Below are 19,162 nucleotides of genomic sequence, written 5' to 3' on the forward strand. Positions count from 1 at the left end.
GAATACCTCTTCCCTCCATGAAGGTGTAGCGCCTGTGTAGGAACTTTCACCAACGGCGATTATTTTTGGAAAAAGCTATGCTTGCTAAACGTATTATTCCTTGCCTAGACGTTGATAACGGACGCGTAGTTAAAGGCGTTCAATTCCTCGATATTCGTGATGCGGGCGACCCAGTTGAAGTGGCACGTCGCTATAACGAACAAGGTGCAGACGAAATTACTTTCTTAGACATTACCGCTACACATCATGGACGCGATACCACTTACCGTACTGTTGAACGTATGGCCGAGACTGTATTTGTGCCATTAACTGTCGGTGGTGGGGTACGTAAGGTTGAAGATATTCGTGCGTTATTAAATGCAGGTGCAGACAAAGTGAGTATTAACTCGGCTGCCGTATTTAACCCTGAATTTGTTCAGGAAGCTTCTCAGCACTTTGGCGCACAATGTATTGTGGTTGCAATTGATGCCAAAAAAACTGGCGACAACAAATGGGAAATCTTTACTCACGGTGGTCGTAAACCAACGGGTATTGATGCGATTGAATGGGCTGTGAAAATGGCTGACTACGGTGCAGGTGAGTTACTCATTACCAGTATGGACGCTGACGGTACTAAAGCAGGTTATGACATTGCTTTAATGCGTGCTATTAATGACCGCGTGACCATTCCAACGATTGCTTCTGGTGGTGTAGGTAACTTACAGCACCTTGCAGATGGTATTTTACAAGGTGGTGCCGATGCAGTGTTGGCAGCAAGTATTTTCCACTTTGGCCAATATACGATTCCGGAAGCTAAACAATATTTAGCTGAACAAGGCATCGAAATGCGCTTGTAAGCTTATTTATGATTAAAGGGGCAATATGCCCCTTTAATTTTTTATGCAGCGCCATCTACCGAATTTAAGTCGTTAACCAGTTGAGGCTTTTCTTTTTTCTCAACCCATTTTGCAGGAAAGATTTTTTCTACTGCTTGGGACAGTGGTCTAGCAAGCGCAGTCGGTAACCTTACTCCCAAAGGGTTTTGTTCTTTTAAATCTGCCGAAGACACCACACGTGTTCCCATCACATAATCAAACCAAGGCTTAGTCACACACCAATTAGCATCTTGATTAGAATTCATGTGGTGGTCGTAATGCCACGGAATTTTACGCTTTGCCCAGTCGGGCTCTAAATGTGCACGGCGATGAATATAATAGTAATTACCAGCACTGTACCAAGCCGCGAGTGCCATACCTTTTGAAAATGGATAGAAAATAGCACTTGAAACTGTTGCCACTACGGCAAGAGAAATTAACTCATTTTTAGTTCGCCAGTTTCCAACGCCCTCAACATAGCAATCATCATGAAATTGCTGTTTACGGACTTCACGATGGTGTGCCCAATGGGACTCCATGCTTCTGGGCACTGGGCTATAACGCGGTTGTCCAGCACGGTGCACACCATGCAAAATATATTTGTGTGCCACCCATTCAAATGCATTTGCAACCGCAATTCCGGCAATAAAACCTTTTAACATCACCTAACTCCTTTTTCTTTTTATTCAGCATATAAAATTCGTTATGCTAGGTATTGACCAGAATTTATGGTTTCATTGACAAATCACGACAAGAAAGAGGTGGTCACGGATGCCACAACTAAAGAATTATACAGGTTCAGTGTATGGAGGGCTGGGACATCTATTAAAAGCTTATTGCGAAGCCAACCAGTTAACTATTCCTGAGCAATTAGAACAAATTCAAAATCTCGAACGCTTTGACTATGTGGTTTGGCGTGACTTATTAGAAGTGATTTATAAACTCGACCCCAAGCCGGGATTAGGCCTAGAAATTGCCAAATATGTGCAACCCAAACATTTAGGGATTATTGCCTACCTTGCACTCTCTTGCGATAACTTAGGGGAAGCCTTAATTCGTTATCATGACTTTCACCGCCTAATTTACGACGGAAGCCCTTTAGTGGTTGAGCTATATGAACAATATGCTTCTATTCGTTGGGAAGCGACTGAGCTACACCCGACTCAGCTGACCGATGAAATCGCGATTGCGCTAGTCATTCAGTTCTTACGTCTTTTTATGTCTCATGAAGATGTACATTTACATGAGGTACGTTTCTTAAATACTACCCCTAAAAATATCAGGGTGTACGAGCAGTACTTTCAATGCCCTGTTCGTTTTAGCCAGCCGCGTACTGAGTTACTCATTCCAATTACAGAAATTCATAAGCCGCTTAGCAGCGCCGACCATACCCTACAACAGCTATTGGTTCAGCAAGCACAAGCGCTATTAGAGCAATTACCAAATTCAACCCAACTCGATCAGCGCTTACAGCATTCAATTTTAACTGGCTTACAAAAGGATCAATATCAAATTGAATATATTGCAACACAGTTAGGACTTTCAGTTCGGCAGCTTCAACGGCATTTACAACAACAAAACACCACCTTTCAGGAACGTGTACAGCAAGTGCGCTTTATGCTGGCAACTGAGTATTTAAAAGACCCGCATTTAAGTTTACAAGAGATTGCCCTTTTGCTTTGTTACTCAGAACAAAGTGCTTTTCAAAGAGCTTTTAAGCATTGGACCAATCAAACACCACAGCAATGGAGAGATCAAAATTAAATAAAAAATTCATATTTTAAGGCTATGGCTGTAATTGGTGCGATTATTTATAAAGTAGTTGCTGGAGATAAAGATTAATTCTTTATATCTATAGCCTTAATCTGCTATCGCGGTGGGTGACATGGATGTCACCTGTTGAGCAGGGGTACACGGAAGTGCCCTCTGTTCAACAAAGCCTTTTGTTTACTTTTGGGCTTTCAAAAGTAAGAAATGTCTATACAAACTTGATAAGACCTAACATGGTATTAAAGACTGTATGGCAGCATGACTATGCTCAACATCACACATAGAATGCATAAATTATAAAAACGGATTATTCACTTCTTGTTCAGCTGGTCGTTCAATTTTCTCAGGCAATTCTTCTTTTTCCAAAGCTGCAACCACATCGTTTAAAAAGCTCTGTAGTGCCTTTGCCTGCTCTAAGCCGACTTTGTCTTTAGTAATTTGCAAATTGCCATAAATGCTCACGCAATCGACATCATTTTCTAATGTTAAATCTTCAATTGAAGAAGACTCTGTACCCTTTTCAAATGGCTTAAACATAAGTGTGTCTCGTTGTTATATCTTCACAGTGTAATACGATCAATTTAAAAAAAATCAATCAAAATTAAAAGTGCCGATAAAATTAAAAAAGCGCCCATCAAGATATTAAAATATTTCAAACGGTTGCCTTGGTTTAGCACCACTGAAAATTTATCACCGCAAAATCCCCAAAAGAACAAACACACATAACAGGTGAAAAAATAAATAACGATAAAAATCGGCAACGCCTGCGGGTTTTCAATGCTGGTAAACATGGTTATACCCGATACACAAGCTAACCACGCTTTAGGGTTAAGCCACTGTAACAAGAACCCATCTTTAAAATTGGGAATAATGATCTGTTCGACAGGATCACTTGAAATAGAAATATTTGCAGCAGAAAGAATAATTTTAATCCCGATATAACAAACAAAGAGCGTTCCACAAATCGCAAGAATTTTTAAGACAACTGGAAATTGAGTTAATACACTTTGCAGGCCAAACGCCATAAAAATCAAAAGCAAAGTAAAACCAATGGTAGCGCCTGAAATATACGGAACCGATCTTTTTAAACCATGATTTAAGCTGGTCGATAAAATGACGGTATTAACAGGACCCGGGGTGATAGACATAGCAAAAGAAAAAAGAAACATCGAGGCAAACATTGTTATTGTCCTTATTCGAATAAATGGATAAACAGACAGATCTGTATGCTCATCTTATTGTATTGAATAAGAACTGTGCAACAATGTTTACATGCGAGTTATTTAATGATTTGCAAGAAATAGTTCACCAAGGCTTCTACTAATTGTTTCACAATCGCCTTTCTAGTTTCTTCATCAATACTTGGAACTTTTGATTCCATAGGTTCAGAAGACGTACTTTTTTGCTTTTTAAACTGATCTTGTAATGCGTGAATCTGATCTTTAGTTAAATCTTGTTCACACTGGCTTTCTCCATCCCAGTGCAAATAATCTAATTTCTGATTTGGCTTAACTTGGCTAGATGTTAATGGCAGACGATAAACATTACGTTTTTGTTGTTCGGTAAGTTGAGGAAATAGATTAATTCCCAACTTTTCTTCCAAATAACAAACACTCACGACCTTAACCTGCTGCGAGTTGTTATTTGGTGCATAGTAAGCGCCAATTGCACCCGTTTTAGGATAATAAACAGCTTTATATACGGCGCTTGGAACAATAACACCACGCCCTATCGTTTTGAGTCGTTGCCCTTCAAATATTGGTCCCGTCACAATATAGGCATCTTGCTTTTGCTTAGTAACCACAGCACGTGTAGCGTCTTCAAGCTTACGCCAAACTTCCTGATTATTTTTAGGGGCCTGCGGAACCATATTACTGAGCGAGAAGCTATCGTACTGCGAGTCTTTAGTTGGCATATCACCATTTGGAGACATGTGCCCACGGTCATAGCCTGAGCCACGATAATCGCTTAACAATGAACGGTGGCGCTCAGGAACACGTGTTTCTTCGTGGAAATTATCTTCACGTTTAATTTTAGTGCTTAAACGTTCAGGACTTAGATATTCAGCTGACCATAACGGCGTTTTAGACATACCCGAGTACAAAACATTGAAGCCATTAAAACACAGCGCATAACTGTCTTTTTTTAAACTTTCTTTATTTAGGGCAGGTGGAACTTCACGATAAAACTGATTTAGACAAGTCGAGTTAGTACTTAAAGGCGAAAACCATTGTGAAATTTTTTCACCACCAAAAGCGATGGCAAAGCTTCCTGCTGCCACTCCGGCAAGTACAATTTTGCCAAAATGCTCACTTAAAGAAAAATCACCGAAGATGCCTGAACTACTTTTTTTGCTTGCCATGTTTCTATCAATACCACTGTCCACACGCAGCTTAACAATCCTGCTTTTTTAAGTATATCGCTTATCTTTCAAATGGTTAAAACATGGTCATCTTTTTTGTAACTCCATTTCCCCTTACGTAACAATCTGTTGGGATTGTGAGGAACTTTCACTATTGAATTGGGTTAATTGCGTATCTTTCATTGAAAAGCCCTTATGCCTTATGACATGGTTAGCTCCACAAATTTGGATAAAAATATAAACGGAGTCCATTTAATGATCCATTCAAAGATTATTGGTATTGGCGTAATTGCTGGACTGTGCAGTATGGCAGCCCTAGCTGAACCTGCGGTCCAACCAGGTGAAACTTTAGAAAGTTTGTCTAAAGTAAAAGTCACTACAACCGTCAATGGCCAGCCTGGCTCTATTAGTGATTTAGTGAATAGTGGGAAAGTACAACCTGTTTCTGCTCCGCCAACAGGTGCAGCCCCTACGGGTGCTCCTATTCCAGCTGATGTACCTCCTGCTCCTCCAGCAGATGCACCACCAGCACCTCCAGCGGGCGGTGATATGGCTGCTCCAGCGCCACAAGACCCAAATACTCCACCGCCACCAGCCGACCCGAACCAGTCTGCGGACCCAATGGCAAAAGATGGTGCTTTACCAGCAGATGCACCAATGGCACAAGCTCAATAATCGGAGCCATAAAAAAACCAAGACTTATGTCTTGGTTTTTTTTACACATTGAACTTTTATATTTCGATTTGACTACCTAACTCCACCACTCGGTTGGTTGGAATTTGGTAGAAGTCACTCACCGGACTGGTATTACGCTGCATCGAAATAAACAGCTTTTCTCTCCATGGCGACATACCATCACCCACCGAGTGAACAATACGATCGCGCGAAATAAAGAAGCTGATATGCATTAAGTCGTATTCAAGACCTAACTGCTCATAAGCTTTCATGAGTGCTTTTGGCACATTCATTTCATCTTTAAAACCATAGAAAATTTTAATACGGTAGAAATGTTCAGCTAAAGCTTCTGTCGTAATACGTTCTTCTGGTGCAACGAAAGGTACATCTTCAATCACCACAGTGACCAGAATATTACGCTGATGCAGTACTTTGTTGTGCTTGATGTTATGCAACATGGCATGAGGTACAACGTTTGGTGTACCTGTCATAAACACGGCATCACCCGGTACCCAGTGCACGCTATTACCAATACTTTTCACAAACAAATCTAGCGATAACGTATCGTGTTCGAGCTTAGCAAAAGTGAGCTCACGACCACGTTTCCATGTCATTAAGATGGTCACTGCAATCGCACCAATTAATAATGGTACCCAACCGCCCGACAAGATTTTAAGTGAAGTTGCTGCGACTAAAACCGATTCTAAAATAAAGAATGGAATAATCAGTAACACCACTTTTGGCCAGCTCCATTTCCACGCCGAGTAGATAAAGATGGAAACCAAAATCGTGTCACACAGCATGGTTAAAGTTACAGCTAGACCATATGCACTTGCCAAGTTTGAGCTGGTTTTGAAAATCAAAATTAAGATAATAATTGCGATTAAAAGTAACCAGTTTAAGAACGGTACATAGATCTGACCTTCTTCAGACTCAGAGGTATGTTTAATACTTAAACGTGGTAAATAACCCAATTGAATCGCTTGGCGAGCAAGTGAAAACACCCCAGAAATTACAGCTTGAGAAGCAATCACAGTTGCCATGGTCGCCATAATAATCATTGGGTAAAGTGCCCACTGCGGAACCAATAAATAGAACGGGTTTTGAATCGCCGCTGGGTCTCTTAATAGTAAGGCACCCTGTCCTGCATAGTTTAAAACCAAGCACGGTAACACCACAAAGAACCATGCGAGACGAATTGGAACTGGTCCAAAATGTCCCATATCGGCATACAGTGCTTCACCACCAGTGACTGTTAAAACGACAGCACCCATAACAAAAAAGGTCATTACGGGGTGGTGATAGATAAACTGAATCGCCCAATGCGGACTAAACATGCCCAATACCACAGGAGTCTGAATGACGCTGTGAAGGCCCAATAATCCTAACGATAAGAACCACACCATCGTGATTGGACCAAAGAACTTGCCTACAAACGCAGTACCATGTTTTTGCACTAAAAACAGCGTGATGATAATGGCAATTGCAATTGGCATAATGAACGGGTCAAAAACATTGGTTGCAATAGACAACCCTTCGACCGCAGACAATACCGAAATGGCCGGGGTAATAATACCGTCACCAAAGAACAGTGATGCCCCAATAAAGCCAATGGCAATCATGTAGATTTTTTTGTTGTCGGCAATTTTTGCTTTACGCAAATTCAATGCGAGTAAGGCCATGATACCGCCTTCGCCATTGTTGTCTGCACGCATGACAATTGCGACATACTTGATGCTGATAATCAGCATTAAGCACCAAAAAATAATGGATAAAATTCCTAATACGTTTTCAGGCTGAATTCCCAAACCATGGGCAGCATGGAAGGACTCTTTCAAGGCATAGAGCGGACTCGTTCCGATGTCTCCAAAGACCACCCCAAGAGCTGCCAAAGCCGTGGCAGGCAAGGTCGCTTTTTTGGCCGTATTTTGCATTGTGTAATTAAACCAATAGATTTTTAGCGCAATCTTATCACCTCTATTATTTTTTTTCTGTAATGCTCGTCTTAAATCTTGGCAGAACCTGATTTTTTAGTTACTATCGCACGCCTTGGTGAGGTGTCCGAGTGGCTTAAGGAGCACGCCTGGAAAGTGTGTATACGTTTGCGCGTATCGAGGGTTCGAATCCCTCTCTCACCGCCAGAATTCAAATTTAAAGAAGCTTAAACTTAATCGGTTTAGGCTTTTTTTTATTGGCTCAAACATTAAAAATAGCCAAAGAAATATTGATAATTTTTATATCCATCACAACACCTAAATTTAAGTAAATATTTAAATTCAATGCAGAATCTTATTTCTTTAGCTAAAAAAAGCCTGCTCGAGCATAGTCACTTAAACCTGCCTTTTGCGGTCTATTCAGCTTACCAAGAGCAAAAAATCACAAACGTTCCGATTTCTAAGCCCTTACTGATTATTGTGTTAAGTGGATACAAAGAACTTGGAAAAACTGAAAATATTAAGTGTGATGCCGGTTCTTTTATTTTTTTAGCCAACAGCTCCAGCATTGATATGCGTAATATTCCAGATCAAGAAGAATATTTCGCTCTTCTTATCGAGTTTGATTTTGAAGATTTTAATGACTTGCCTCAAAATGCGGGTACTTCTCAAAACTATGTTCAAGGCCAGCTTAATTCTCTTTTAGAAAGTGCCCTACATCAGTTTATAGACTTCTCTTTAGTTGCCCCTCCTTCCGCATTTAAATTTAGAAAAAGGGAGCTTTTAGAACTTATTTATTATTCGGGTTATACCGACATTGCTAAACTCAACATGAATACAAGCTTGAGCGAAAAAGTTCAGGCTTTTATTTCTGATCATTTATCTACAGAACTCACCGCTGAATTTATCGCTGCTCAACTTTTTATGAGTTCGTCGACCCTACGAAGAAAACTGAAAAGTGAAGGAAACAGCATTCAGGACATTCGTAATAGAGTACGACTAGGCTATGGACTGCATCTTATTCAAACCACCAATAGCAGCATTGGAAATATTGCTTTTGAATGTGGCTATCAATCTCAATCTCGATTTACTGACCAATTTAAAAATTTGTTTGGAATTACCCCACGTGAGCTACGCAAAACAAAAATGCTCACTTAAGGCGAATTTATGGCAAATCTGCGTATAAAAAATTTTTAGAAGAGAACTTAAGATCTTTTGCACACTTAAAAAGGTTCTTAAGCAAGCAAATGAAAAAAGTAGCAGTAATTTTATCGGGTTGTGGTTATTTAGATGGTTCTGAAATTAGAGAATCTGTTTTAACCCTATTAGCTTTAGATACAGCCAATATTGAATATCAAATTTTTGCACCTGATGAGCCATTATTTCATGTTATTGACCATGCGAGTGGCGAAATAAACATGACTGAGCGGAGAAATATTTTACAAGAAGCGGCAAGAATTGCCCGAGGTGAAATTTCCTTACTCGATCAACTTAATGAAAATGAATTTGATGGCCTTCTTCTTCCAGGTGGATTCGGAGTCGCAAAAAATTTATCAACTTTTGCCTTTAAAGGAGCAGAAGCGAGAGTACATGGTACGGTAGCTTCAATTTTAAAAGCGTTTCATCAAAGCAAGAAACCTATTGGGGCAATTTGTATTTCGCCTGCACTCTTGGCACTTACGTTTGGAGAGTTACACCCAGCTATTACTTTAGGCTCTGACATTAACACGATTAAGGAAATTGAAAAAACGGGTTCAATTCACCATGTTTGTCAAACCTCAGAATGTGTAGTCGATAAACAAAATTTATTTGTTACTACACCTGCCTACATGGATGATCAAGCGAGTTTAAAAGATATATATCAAGGTATTACATGCTTAGTTAATGCCATGACAACTTTGACAAACTAAGGTATTTGATTAGGGATAGAAATTGCTATCCCTTTATTTGGTTGCGTTCTTTGTATAAATCTAATCAACGATAAGTAACTTCGCACCATTTAAGCTAAAAGACTGATGTGGCTCTGAATTGTCTCCGACTTGATAACTCATGCCTGACGTTAAAGTAAATGTTCGTCCGTCTTTCAATCTACTTTCTAGCTCACCTTCTAGGCAAAATAATATGTGTCCTTTTTCACACCAATGGTCAGCTAAGTAATTTGCTGAGTACTCGACAAGTCTCACTCTAATTTTATTTCCTTCTTCACCAAAAAATTGGGTTTTCCAATAAGCTTTTCCTGTTTCACCGCTATATTCAGTGACTTCAATTTCTTCCCAGTTTGTAATTTGAAATGGAAAAGGCGCGATATTCATAGTTTTTCCAGAGACGTATTATTGTATTTTAAACTTATAGACAAAATTGGTTTTTGCAAACGATTTAAAAATCTATTTCTTAAGGTCCACTACCTAACTCAGTAACAAGCCAATTAGATTTCGGATCTTTTTGTACAACAGTTACAAACACAATATAGGTTCCCGCAGGGTTACCAGCAAGATCTGCATGTACTGTTTTTATCTTTATTGTGAGTGAAATCATTTTATAAAATTGTTGGTAGTAATCAGGTCTATTTTTTGCTGAATCGTAACGAACTTTTAGCACTTCTAGAACTTTTGAATCTTTATAAATTTGGGGTATTTCAGCATTTCGAATATTTAAGTTCTCGTCTAACCAAACATATTTATATGCTGTAGCTGCGTCTCCATTAGAAAGTGAATTAAAAAAGGTAATAGCAACTCGACTCGCTTGTTCTTTTTCAAAGTTAGCCTTTTTCTCGTATGATTTAAAGGCTGCAAATAAACATAGTCCAGCAAGAAGTAGTCCGATAGCTATAAAGATTCTAGATTTTAACATTTGGCTTCCTTTCTAATTTTTAAAATGCCGTGTTAAGAAATAGTCTGATCAAAATTAATTTACAGAAAGGCCTAAATCATTTTGATTTAGGCCTTTTATTTTAAATAAAAATTAAAACGTTAGTTATTACCTAGATGCTTTGAAACATCTTTAGCAACTTGTATAGCAATATCATCCCATGCTTTATCTAACAAACCTGTTTGAGATGAACCACCAATTTTTGGATCGTTTAACTTAGAGTTAAATGTATTCGTCCATTTCTGGCCTTTATATTCAAATGTAGCAACTAAAGTTACATTTGCTACATCAATTGCTGGGGTAATATTGAACATACCAGCTGAGTATTCAAAGCCAGATCTAGCTTTTTCAACAGTAATCGTTAATGGACTTCCATTTGGTGATAATTTTGCTATCTGAGCAATTGCTTCTTCTATACGACTTGATAGAGCTACTCCTGTAGGAATACGTGTTCTAGAGCCTCCCCCTACAAAACCATCTGAACCTTGAATATCAATACGTTGAGGAAAGGTATCTGGATTCCATTTGATATAGACAGTATCTTGCATCTTTGGAAGAGCTGATAATTCTGAAACAGACGTATAGTTTAGACGATTGTTAAAAGGTAAATTAACTGCACAACCTGTTAATGTAGTTACTAATATTAATGTACTTAAACTGAGTAGTTTTTTCATACTTTGACTCTCATGTAGTTTTAAAAAATAAAAATTGGTTATCTCGAATTAACTTAATCCAAATCGAACACTTCTAATGACTCTACATAAGGCAAAATAAGATATTCATGATCAGATAAATGCTGTTCTAACTGGTGATGCGTTGTTTGATTGAATTGATAAAAGTTGCTCAAATCATTAAGTAATTGAGGCGTTTTATTTGCATCAAATTTTGGTGTTTTCATAAAGAATAATAAGCTTGCCCCTAAACCCACATACTCTAAGCCATAGTTCTGATCTAAATACTCAATCAAGCTAAAAGACTCAAAAGGGTTCAAATCACAACTAAAATATCCATTGAGGCAGGCTGCAAATTTTTGAGTTTCAGTTGGACTATTGACTAACTTTACTTGAATAACATCATCTAAAATTTTGTCGGGTTCAGCATTAATCTGTAGCAGGATTTCTTGATCTTCATCGCTATAGTTAAGTTTTTTAGGCAAGTTATTAAAGTCTATATAATTTTCTGGCTTCAATAACTGTTCAATATGATATTGAAGTTCTAAAGGTCGAGTATTTTCCCAACTTGCTGCACTGTCATCTTCAACGAATTCTGTGGTATCAAAATAAAGCCCATCTCCCATTGAAGCATGCATGGAGGTGTATTCACATTGCCCAATATCTTCTAAAAGTAATAATACTTTTTTAGGTAAATGCTTATGCTTAATTTCTGAATATAAGTTAGCAACATCGTTCCATGAGTTTATTTCACTGATTGTTGCGTAGCATATTAATTCATGAGCATCGTCAGTTATAAGGGTGTTTTCTTTTTCTTTAATATCAAGAATAGTCATAAATTTTTAAATTTAATCTATATTTAGCGGACATTTATATCATAAATAAATTGTATATTTAACTTAAAACCTTAATGTAATTTTTTAAAAATCTTCTATATAAGAAGCCTAAACTCTCAAGTTTAGGCCTCCTTTTTAAGCTTACTCAGACAACGCTAATAACTTCTGAACATACTGAACCGCATTATCCGCTATGTCTTGTTGAGTCGGCACATCGTCATCTTCTGATGGGTTTGTATCTATACCATAGAATGCATGAAGTGGTTGATAGTCTGCCCCAACATATAAAGCTGTTAGCTTAAATGGAGTAAAAATTTGCTCTAAAGAAAGGTTATATCCACCATACTCTGAATAAACTTTTTCTTGCACACCCGCAGATAAAGCCAACATAAACTTTTTATTTTTAAGTTTGTCACCTGTTGAACCATACCCCCACCCATAAGTCACAACTTCATCAATCCATTTTTTCAATAGCGGTGGGCAGTTAAACCAATACACTGGAAATTGAAATACTAAATTTTCGTGTTCTTCGACTAGTGCTTGCTCTTTGGCAACATCAATCACCCCGTCTGGATAGGCTTGATAAATTTGGTGAACCGTAAATTGGTCTGGGTGTTTTTCTAGTTCTTCTACCCATCTTTTATTTACAACAGACTGATCTATGTGAGGATGGGTAACAATGACTAATGTCTTTTTCATTATGAAAACACTTTTATCGGAAAGTTGATAAATCGATTATAGAAGTGTGCTTTCCTAAATATAAGTACGGTAATTTATGTTATATACTATACTAAAAGATAGTTTAGATTTTAAAAATGACTGAGTGCATTCCTTCATATACACCATTAGAAGATACGGGTTTTGGCTACACCCTTTCTTTGATTAATGGCAAATATAAAATGATTATTATGTATTGGCTGTATGAAAAAAATGTTATGCGTTTTAATGAGATGCAACGCTGCATTGGCAATATTTCGTTTAGAACACTCAGCAATACACTTAAAGAATTGGAAAGAGATGGACTGATTACACGCAAGGAATATCCTCAAATTCCGCCAAAAGTTGAGTATCGCCTTTCAGAAAAAGGGAAATCTTTAATTCCTTTGTTAGATATGATGTGCCAATGGGGCGAGCAAAATAAGCCGTCTTAGTTTTATAGACTTGAAGTGATACTAATTATGAGAAATGAATTAAGAGAAATTTTTATTAAGGGATGCGACGAGAAAATTGAGAAGAAAGGAGACAATGTCGGTCTGTCTTTTTATGCTTTTTTTAAAAATAAGAATGATAACCCTGAGTTACTGATGGAAGCAGCGCATTGGTGGATTATGGAGCATAAGCTAGATCACTTCGAGAAGGCGGTTAAGATTAAAGAGCTGGTCTTAAGTGAGCAGTAATTAGAATTATTTGAAAAAGGCTTAAATTTAAATAATTTAAGCCTTCTAAATATTGGTTATTTAACTTTATGAATCATCCGTTACTTGTTCTACAACAATTTTCGTCAATAAAGACTCAAGCATATGTCTTACCTCTGATGGGTTTTCTTCATTCTCAATATTTTCTTTCACTCTAGATTCTAATATTTCACTTCTTAAACTTACTTCATCAAGTAATTCCGTTAGCCATTCGATTTGCTCCCATTCTTTAGAATCCATCCAAAGGTTTAATTTGTTAATAATGTATTGAACATCAATATCACTTATATCTGTCCAGAATTCTGATACATATTGAACACTTTCACTTGACCATTGAATTGAATTGTTCTCAAAGAAAATCTTTTTTAAACTTCCGTAAACATTTTGCTTATCAAGAATTTTTCGCTCAATTACATGAAACAATGCCCACACTTTATCTTGATGAACATCTTTATTAAGCATACTAAAAGCTAGCCAATCAGCAAAAGCTTCTGAAAACTTATGATCTAAATTTAAATCATGCTCAAATAAATTGAGTAGTTTTTTATCTTCTCTTAAATCTTCCTTCCATAAAGCAGTAGAAATATTTTTAATCACATATAATATTTTTTGTTTAACATCATTTGTTCCAAAACTCAGCAACAATTTAAAACACTCAGCATAAACAATTGGACTTTCTTGAAAGTTAGTCAGCTGATTATCAATTAAAGAATTATTACATAAACTTTCAATGTAATTCTTCTTAAACTCTTCATCTTTAATATTTTCACAGACCTCATCAATAAATCTAAAATCATCACTATTTGATGTAAAGGCTACATCTATATAATTTTTAGCCAAAATATACTGGGCTAATTTATTATCACTATCTCTTGCCATACGATTAATTAATTTTAAATTTGAATTTTTCCCAAAAAATTCTACTGTTTCTTTTAACTTTTGATCATCCCCAGAAGACCAATATTCTTTAATTTCAGTTCTAATTAGATCTGTAGTTGTTATTATTTCATCATCATATACTAACGCTAAAAGATATTTTAGGGATGGGATTAAATTTAAATCCTCTTGTTGAACTGTCTGTAAAAATATTGAAGATTTTATTGAGTCTTTTAACTTTTTATTATCAAATTTACATATAAGCAAATAATTAAGTTCGTATAGTTTATCAATATTTAAACTTCTTTGTTGATAATTTAAAGAACCTAGTAAGTTTGACATTTTTTCCATGAAGTTATGCCATTTACTCGCTTCTGTAACAATATTTAAAGATGATATCAACAAACTGAAATCTTCACTCAACAATTGGGTAGGATTATTAAAAATAGTTTCTCGCCAATTATCAAATTCAGTTGAGTTTGGAAGAATTTCAGGAAAAATCAAATTAGACTCATTAACTAATTTAATCCATCTAGACCAATTTTCTTTATTTAATTTGTTATAAGTTACTGGATTAATTGGTTTATTATAGGAAATCAATAAATCTAAAAGCTTCCTCAACTCAACAATTGTATATTTACTTAGTGTATCTATCTCACCAATAACATGGCTACAAAGTTTTTTTACAAAAATTTTTAACCACTCCGTGTCTGCATCTTCCTTTCCTAAACTACTAATTAAACTATTCAGAGTATCAGCATAACCCCAACCATTATTTAACTTCCATTCTTTCTCTGAAGTTCCTGTCCAAATACTGAATATTGTTCTTAAATCATTTTTGATATCATAATCACTTAATTCAGAAGTAACATAATCTGTAAGATTATTTATTTCACCATCCTCAAAAGTGCTATATTTTAAAAAAATATTTGTTTTTATATTATCCCAATATAACCAAAAAACGACTTTATGTTTTTCAACAATTTCTTTTAATTTTCCTTTATTTTTCTCAATATCTTCAAAACACTTTTCAATCATATTTTTAAGTAGTATTTCTGTCCCTCTTTCTGTACTTACACCGAATAGTAAACCGGCAATTTCATAGATTAGATTCAAATCATTATTAAACTTATAAATTTGTGATGATGAGTTTAGTAATTCATTTAACAGCATTTTCTCTGAAAGGTTTAATCTTTCATATGAATATAATGCCAATGCTTTCGGTGAAACAGAGTCTTTCCATTTATAACCATTCATCCCTACTTGGTTAACCCATGATCTAATTTGACGAGGTGTAGGAATAATATTCTTTGAAGTTAAAACTTTAGAATATTCTTCTTTAATTTCTAATTTTTTTTCTTTACTCCAGCCAATTAAAGCTTGATTAATACACTGTTCACAATAATTTAACCACCCTGAACTAATTGGCTGCGGGACTTCAACACGAACTTGAAAACATTTATCTAAAAATGAACTAGCAATTCCATCATCATTAGATTCATTTTTTCCTTTTGACCAAATAGCGGAGAAACCCTCTTTATCATAAGGTACTACAAATATTATTTTATTATTTTGAGTACTGTTTGTAGTTAATGATCTACCTTGAAAAAACGTTTGCAAGGTAGACCAAACACTTTTTGCCTGCTCTGGGTCTACTCTATCTAAATTGTCAATTACAATAATAACTTGCTTATAATTGTATGATTTAAATGCAATATTTATGATTTCATCGAAATATTTTTGAAATTCGATAGAGGTTTTCTCTCCATATTCTGTTGTTTCTTGCTTTATAACCTCAGTTGATTCTTTTGTAAAAAAATCCCAATTTTTTTTCTTACCTATTAAAAATCCTTTCTGTTCAGGAATTTGATCTTCCCCCATGAAAAACCAATGTACCATAACTAATATAGGAGCTAAAACTAATATTAAACTAAAGCAAAACATCCAATTAATAGTGTTATGAAATAAAAACAATCCCAAGTCTTCAACCTTTACAGTTCTTATTAAAACAGTACCTAAAGGGACGATCATCGCGCTAAAAGCTAAGCGTTTACCTAAGGGAGAAACAGTTTTATGTACTGTGGTATCAGTGGTTTTAACTCTTCCAATAATTTCTTTATGAGTTTTATCTAAAGGTTGATTATCCGAATTTTCTAATTTTATATTTTCAATGAGTGACTCTAAAAAAATTTTTCTTAATGGGTCATCCTTATGAGCCCATGCATCAAACAAGAAAAATAATGTTTTCTGATTCTTATCTTGTTGTAATTTTTGATTGAACATATTTATTACAGTGGATTTTCCTGCTCCCCAAGCACCTTCTAATCCTATAGTAATATTTTTTTCGGAAGCACTAATTACTTTAAATAAAGTATCAGCTGATTTTTCATGGGTTTTATCTGTAAATAAGTCGTCCCTAGATACTTCGTCAGTTAGTATTTTAAAATCAAAATTCATTTTTTTCCTTCAATATTTTTTAAGCTTATTTAAAGTCTATATGATCAAATTCTACTCAAATAATTTATTATATTAAATAGTCTTTATAATTTTATATTAATTTAAAACTTGTTGAACTATTGATATAGCTAACCACTATTAAACTTTAAAAATAGGCCCAACTCCTGTCGGGCCTTCCCCCTATCAAACCCTCTCTAAAAAATACTCAAGCAAAGCATCTCTTTCCCTTTCTTCATCTGAACTTAACAGACCCAGAATTGTGCCATCAATCATAAATACAAATATTTCCGCTTCTGCATAGGAAACTGTTTTTTTGGTTTCCATGAGCAAACAGAAAATTTCATTTTTAAGCCATCGCCTATATCTGAGTGCGGTTTGGTACGCATTTGGATAAAGCTTTTTAATTTCAAAAATCGCCTTAAACAACAGGTAATACGTGCTTTTTAAGTCAGCATGTAAAAGATAAATTTGCCTGAGTTGATCGGACAAATCTGCATTTTGATAAAACTCACTCACCACACTCACTTTGTCTTGTAACTGCTCTTTTTGCGTGACCAAACATCTTTCAATAAATCTTTCTTTAGAGTGAAAGTAGTTGTAAAAGGTGCCTTTATTCATTTGAGATTCGGCAATAATTTGGTCTACCCCGACCTTATTAAAGCCATATTGTTTAAATAAATCTGTTGCTGTATCAATCATGTGTAATGCTTTACGTGAAGCGTCTAAATTTTTCATGTATACCGCTTAAAATAATTTTTTGTTGTAAATAAATGAGATAGAAGTTCCGTGACTCTTAAATTGAGCGCTAAATACAGGCATGCAGAAGCCGCACAAAATGGTGTGCTCGCCTATCTCGGGTTTTATTGTTGCTATGTTTTTTTAGTCGTAATGACCTATGGCTTAAAACCTAGAGTCGGTTAAACCGTTTTAAAGACCAGTTGAGTATAGAGTCAAAGATTTTGGCAAAGGTTGCCAATGAGAGAGATGAGATAGTACGCATAACGGCGGACTCCTTGTTTTTTTAAAAAGAAATCCTACCAATCACTGCTAAATGATGGTGGCAGGACGAAAGAAGGTTAGCAGACTGGAAAACAAAGAAACCAGCACACCCGAAGGTGTCCCCCTTCCGCCCTACCGTAGAGAAAAAGGGGGCGAACGAGTTCACGACATACAAAACTAAGTTTTGCATATCGGCTTTGTTTAAAACAGGGTCTGCTAAAACCCACTGGCAATGTGGCCAGCAGGCAAAGGATAATCCGCGAGTTTTGGAGTGTCAATGTGATATTGGCTATTCATTTATAAAGATTATTTTTATTTTTCATTGGCCTAGTGATTTAAGAATATATTTTCTTAAAGTTTAGTTTGTCTGCTTATTTCATTATTAATTTACCGTTCATTTTCAAACCTGTTTAAATGAACAGATTGATCCCGCTATAAATAAAAGCTACAGTAAATAAAGTTTGAATTTTATAACTTTAAATAAATTGATAACACATGCAGGCAGAAACATGGAAACCATACATGATTTTTATCGCCGCTTTTCTTTAACCAGAGATAGCGATTACTCGGTTCCATCAACGTCGTTTGGACATTTTAACGTGTTCCAACGCGATGCCTGCTCGTTCCTCACGCCTTATAGCCGCCGCGATTATTATAAAATTTCACTGGTTTTAGGCACAGGTGAACTTCACTATGCCAACCGCTGGATACGAGTCGACCGCCCTGCTTTATTGTTTTCAAACCCGATGGTGCCCTATGCATGGGAAATTAATTCGCCTGAACAGGCAGGCTGGTTTTGTCTATTTACCGAAGAGTTTGTAAATCAAGAATCTAGACAAAGCTTTTTAAAAGACTCACCGCTATTTAAAGTCGACGGCGACCCGTTATATTTTTTAAACGACCAACAGGTTGATGAAATTTCATTTATTTTCAAAAAGATGATGAATGATATAAGTTCAGACTATATTCATAAATACAACGTTTTAAGAAACTATTTGCACCTACTTGTGCATGAAGCCATGAAAATGCAACCGACCCAACAGTTTGAAAAACATAGCAATGCTGCGGTTCGGATTTGTCATTTATTCTTTGAGTTGTTAGAGCGCCAGTTCCCCATCGACTCGCCCCATTTTCAGCTTAAACTCAAAACTGCAAATGACTATGCCTATGGTCTGTCGGTGCATGTGAACCATTTAAACCGAGCTGTAAAAGAAGCCACAGGTAAAACTACGTCTGAGCATATTAGCTCGCGTATTACGCAAGAAGCCAAAGCGCTGCTACAACACACCAGTTGGAATATTTCCGAAATTGCCTATAGCTTAGGTTTTGAATATTCAGCATATTTCACCAACTTCTTTAAGAAAAATACTGGCTTTTCGCCTAAAAAATTCCGCGAAGACTGTGTAGCCTAAAAACAGATTGTTTGAATTTTATAATTATTGGTT

The 19,162-nt window shown here is 36.1% G+C and carries 20 protein-coding genes and 1 tRNA gene; 9 read left to right on the forward strand and 12 right to left on the reverse strand.

Annotated elements, in window-relative coordinates; genetic code table 11:
- Positions 1-77 precede the first annotated feature (77 nt).
- The gene (hisF, locus tag AC056_RS11465) at positions 78-836 is read left to right on the forward strand and encodes an imidazole glycerol phosphate synthase subunit HisF (protein WP_000880078.1); all 759 of its coding nucleotides are present in this window, start codon (positions 78-80) and stop codon (positions 834-836) included.
- A gap of 41 nt (positions 837-877) precedes the next feature.
- Here the strand turns inward: hisF and AC056_RS11470 are convergent, their stop codons facing one another.
- Entirely contained in the window at positions 878-1,516 is a 639-nt protein-coding gene (locus AC056_RS11470; RefSeq protein WP_077163664.1) for a hypothetical protein, read from the reverse strand.
- A 109-nt stretch (positions 1,517-1,625) separates the two neighbouring features.
- On the opposite strand from AC056_RS11470, the gene AC056_RS11475 reads away from it, so the two are divergent.
- Entirely contained in the window at positions 1,626-2,618 is a 993-nt protein-coding gene (locus AC056_RS11475; RefSeq protein ID WP_077163665.1) for an AraC family transcriptional regulator, read from the forward strand.
- 300 nt (positions 2,619-2,918) lie between these two features.
- On the opposite strand, the gene AC056_RS11485 is transcribed toward AC056_RS11475, so the two are convergent.
- The 3 genes from AC056_RS11485 to AC056_RS11495 form a co-directional block, all read right to left on the reverse strand.
- The gene (locus tag AC056_RS11485) at positions 2,919-3,161 is read right to left on the reverse strand and encodes a hypothetical protein (protein WP_000476056.1); all 243 of its coding nucleotides are present in this window, start codon (positions 3,159-3,161) and stop codon (positions 2,919-2,921) included.
- A 44-nt stretch (positions 3,162-3,205) separates the two neighbouring features.
- Positions 3,206-3,805 (reverse strand): LysE family translocator, encoded by a 600-nt coding sequence (locus AC056_RS11490; protein ID WP_004705089.1) that lies wholly within the window; start codon positions 3,803-3,805, stop codon positions 3,206-3,208.
- Between the two features lie 98 nt (positions 3,806-3,903).
- Positions 3,904-4,986, reverse strand: a complete 1,083-nt coding sequence (locus tag AC056_RS11495; RefSeq protein WP_039251040.1) for a DNA/RNA non-specific endonuclease — start codon at positions 4,984-4,986, stop codon at positions 3,904-3,906.
- A gap of 255 nt (positions 4,987-5,241) precedes the next feature.
- Here AC056_RS11495 and AC056_RS11500 point away from each other — a divergent pair, with 255 nt between their 5' ends.
- Positions 5,242-5,661, forward strand: coding sequence for a hypothetical protein (locus AC056_RS11500; protein WP_004705086.1), 420 nt, complete (start codon positions 5,242-5,244; stop codon positions 5,659-5,661).
- Positions 5,662-5,717: 56 nt separating this feature from the next.
- Here the strand turns inward: AC056_RS11500 and AC056_RS11505 are convergent, their stop codons facing one another.
- A complete protein-coding gene (locus AC056_RS11505) occupies positions 5,718-7,595 on the reverse strand; it encodes a potassium transporter Kup (RefSeq protein ID WP_077163668.1) in 1,878 nt (625 codons plus the stop codon).
- Between the two features lie 117 nt (positions 7,596-7,712).
- On the opposite strand from AC056_RS11505, the gene AC056_RS11510 reads away from it, so the two are divergent.
- The 3 genes from AC056_RS11510 to elbB all read left to right on the forward strand — a co-directional run bounded on the left by AC056_RS11510 (position 7,713) and on the right by elbB (position 9,505).
- Positions 7,713-7,802, forward strand: a tRNA-Ser gene (locus tag AC056_RS11510).
- A 138-nt stretch (positions 7,803-7,940) separates the two neighbouring features.
- Positions 7,941-8,753 (forward strand): helix-turn-helix transcriptional regulator, encoded by an 813-nt coding sequence (locus tag AC056_RS11515; RefSeq protein WP_077163669.1) that lies wholly within the window; start codon positions 7,941-7,943, stop codon positions 8,751-8,753.
- Between the two features lie 89 nt (positions 8,754-8,842).
- A complete protein-coding gene (elbB, locus tag AC056_RS11520) occupies positions 8,843-9,505 on the forward strand; it encodes an isoprenoid biosynthesis glyoxalase ElbB (RefSeq protein WP_077163670.1) in 663 nt (220 codons plus the stop codon).
- A gap of 60 nt (positions 9,506-9,565) precedes the next feature.
- On the opposite strand, the gene AC056_RS11525 is transcribed toward elbB, so the two are convergent.
- The 5 genes from AC056_RS11525 to AC056_RS11545 form a co-directional block, all read right to left on the reverse strand.
- Positions 9,566-9,907 (reverse strand): DHCW motif cupin fold protein, encoded by a 342-nt coding sequence (locus AC056_RS11525; RefSeq protein ID WP_001017478.1) that lies wholly within the window; start codon positions 9,905-9,907, stop codon positions 9,566-9,568.
- A gap of 79 nt (positions 9,908-9,986) precedes the next feature.
- Entirely contained in the window at positions 9,987-10,445 is a 459-nt protein-coding gene (locus AC056_RS11530) for a hypothetical protein (protein WP_077163671.1), read from the reverse strand.
- Between the two features lie 119 nt (positions 10,446-10,564).
- On the reverse strand, positions 10,565-11,137 hold the full coding sequence (locus AC056_RS11535; RefSeq protein WP_077163672.1) for a hypothetical protein: 573 nt from the start codon (positions 11,135-11,137) through the stop codon (positions 10,565-10,567).
- Positions 11,138-11,190: 53 nt separating this feature from the next.
- A complete protein-coding gene (locus AC056_RS11540) occupies positions 11,191-11,970 on the reverse strand; it encodes a hypothetical protein (RefSeq protein WP_077163673.1) in 780 nt (259 codons plus the stop codon).
- Positions 11,971-12,111: 141 nt separating this feature from the next.
- Complete coding sequence (locus tag AC056_RS11545) at positions 12,112-12,669, reverse strand: NAD(P)H-dependent oxidoreductase (protein ID WP_077163674.1); 558 nt, start codon at positions 12,667-12,669, stop codon at positions 12,112-12,114.
- 116 nt (positions 12,670-12,785) lie between these two features.
- Here AC056_RS11545 and AC056_RS11550 point away from each other — a divergent pair, with 116 nt between their 5' ends.
- Positions 12,786-13,121, forward strand: a complete 336-nt coding sequence (locus AC056_RS11550; protein WP_077163675.1) for a winged helix-turn-helix transcriptional regulator — start codon at positions 12,786-12,788, stop codon at positions 13,119-13,121.
- A gap of 27 nt (positions 13,122-13,148) precedes the next feature.
- On the forward strand, positions 13,149-13,367 hold the full coding sequence (locus tag AC056_RS11555) for a DUF6500 family protein (RefSeq protein WP_077163676.1): 219 nt from the start codon (positions 13,149-13,151) through the stop codon (positions 13,365-13,367).
- A 66-nt stretch (positions 13,368-13,433) separates the two neighbouring features.
- On the opposite strand, the gene AC056_RS11560 is transcribed toward AC056_RS11555, so the two are convergent.
- Complete coding sequence (locus AC056_RS11560) at positions 13,434-16,718, reverse strand: P-loop NTPase fold protein (protein ID WP_077163677.1); 3,285 nt, start codon at positions 16,716-16,718, stop codon at positions 13,434-13,436.
- A gap of 183 nt (positions 16,719-16,901) precedes the next feature.
- Positions 16,902-17,453, reverse strand: coding sequence for a TetR/AcrR family transcriptional regulator (locus AC056_RS11565; RefSeq protein WP_077163678.1), 552 nt, complete (start codon positions 17,451-17,453; stop codon positions 16,902-16,904).
- Between the two features lie 773 nt (positions 17,454-18,226).
- Between AC056_RS11565 and AC056_RS11570 the strand changes: the two genes are divergently transcribed.
- The gene (locus tag AC056_RS11570; RefSeq protein WP_077163679.1) at positions 18,227-19,129 is read left to right on the forward strand and encodes a helix-turn-helix domain-containing protein; all 903 of its coding nucleotides are present in this window, start codon (positions 18,227-18,229) and stop codon (positions 19,127-19,129) included.
- Positions 19,130-19,162 lie beyond the last annotated feature (33 nt).

The sequence above is a fragment of the Acinetobacter genomosp. 33YU genome, from assembly GCF_001990725.1.
GTDB classification, from domain to species: Bacteria; Pseudomonadota; Gammaproteobacteria; order Pseudomonadales; family Moraxellaceae; genus Acinetobacter; species Acinetobacter seifertii.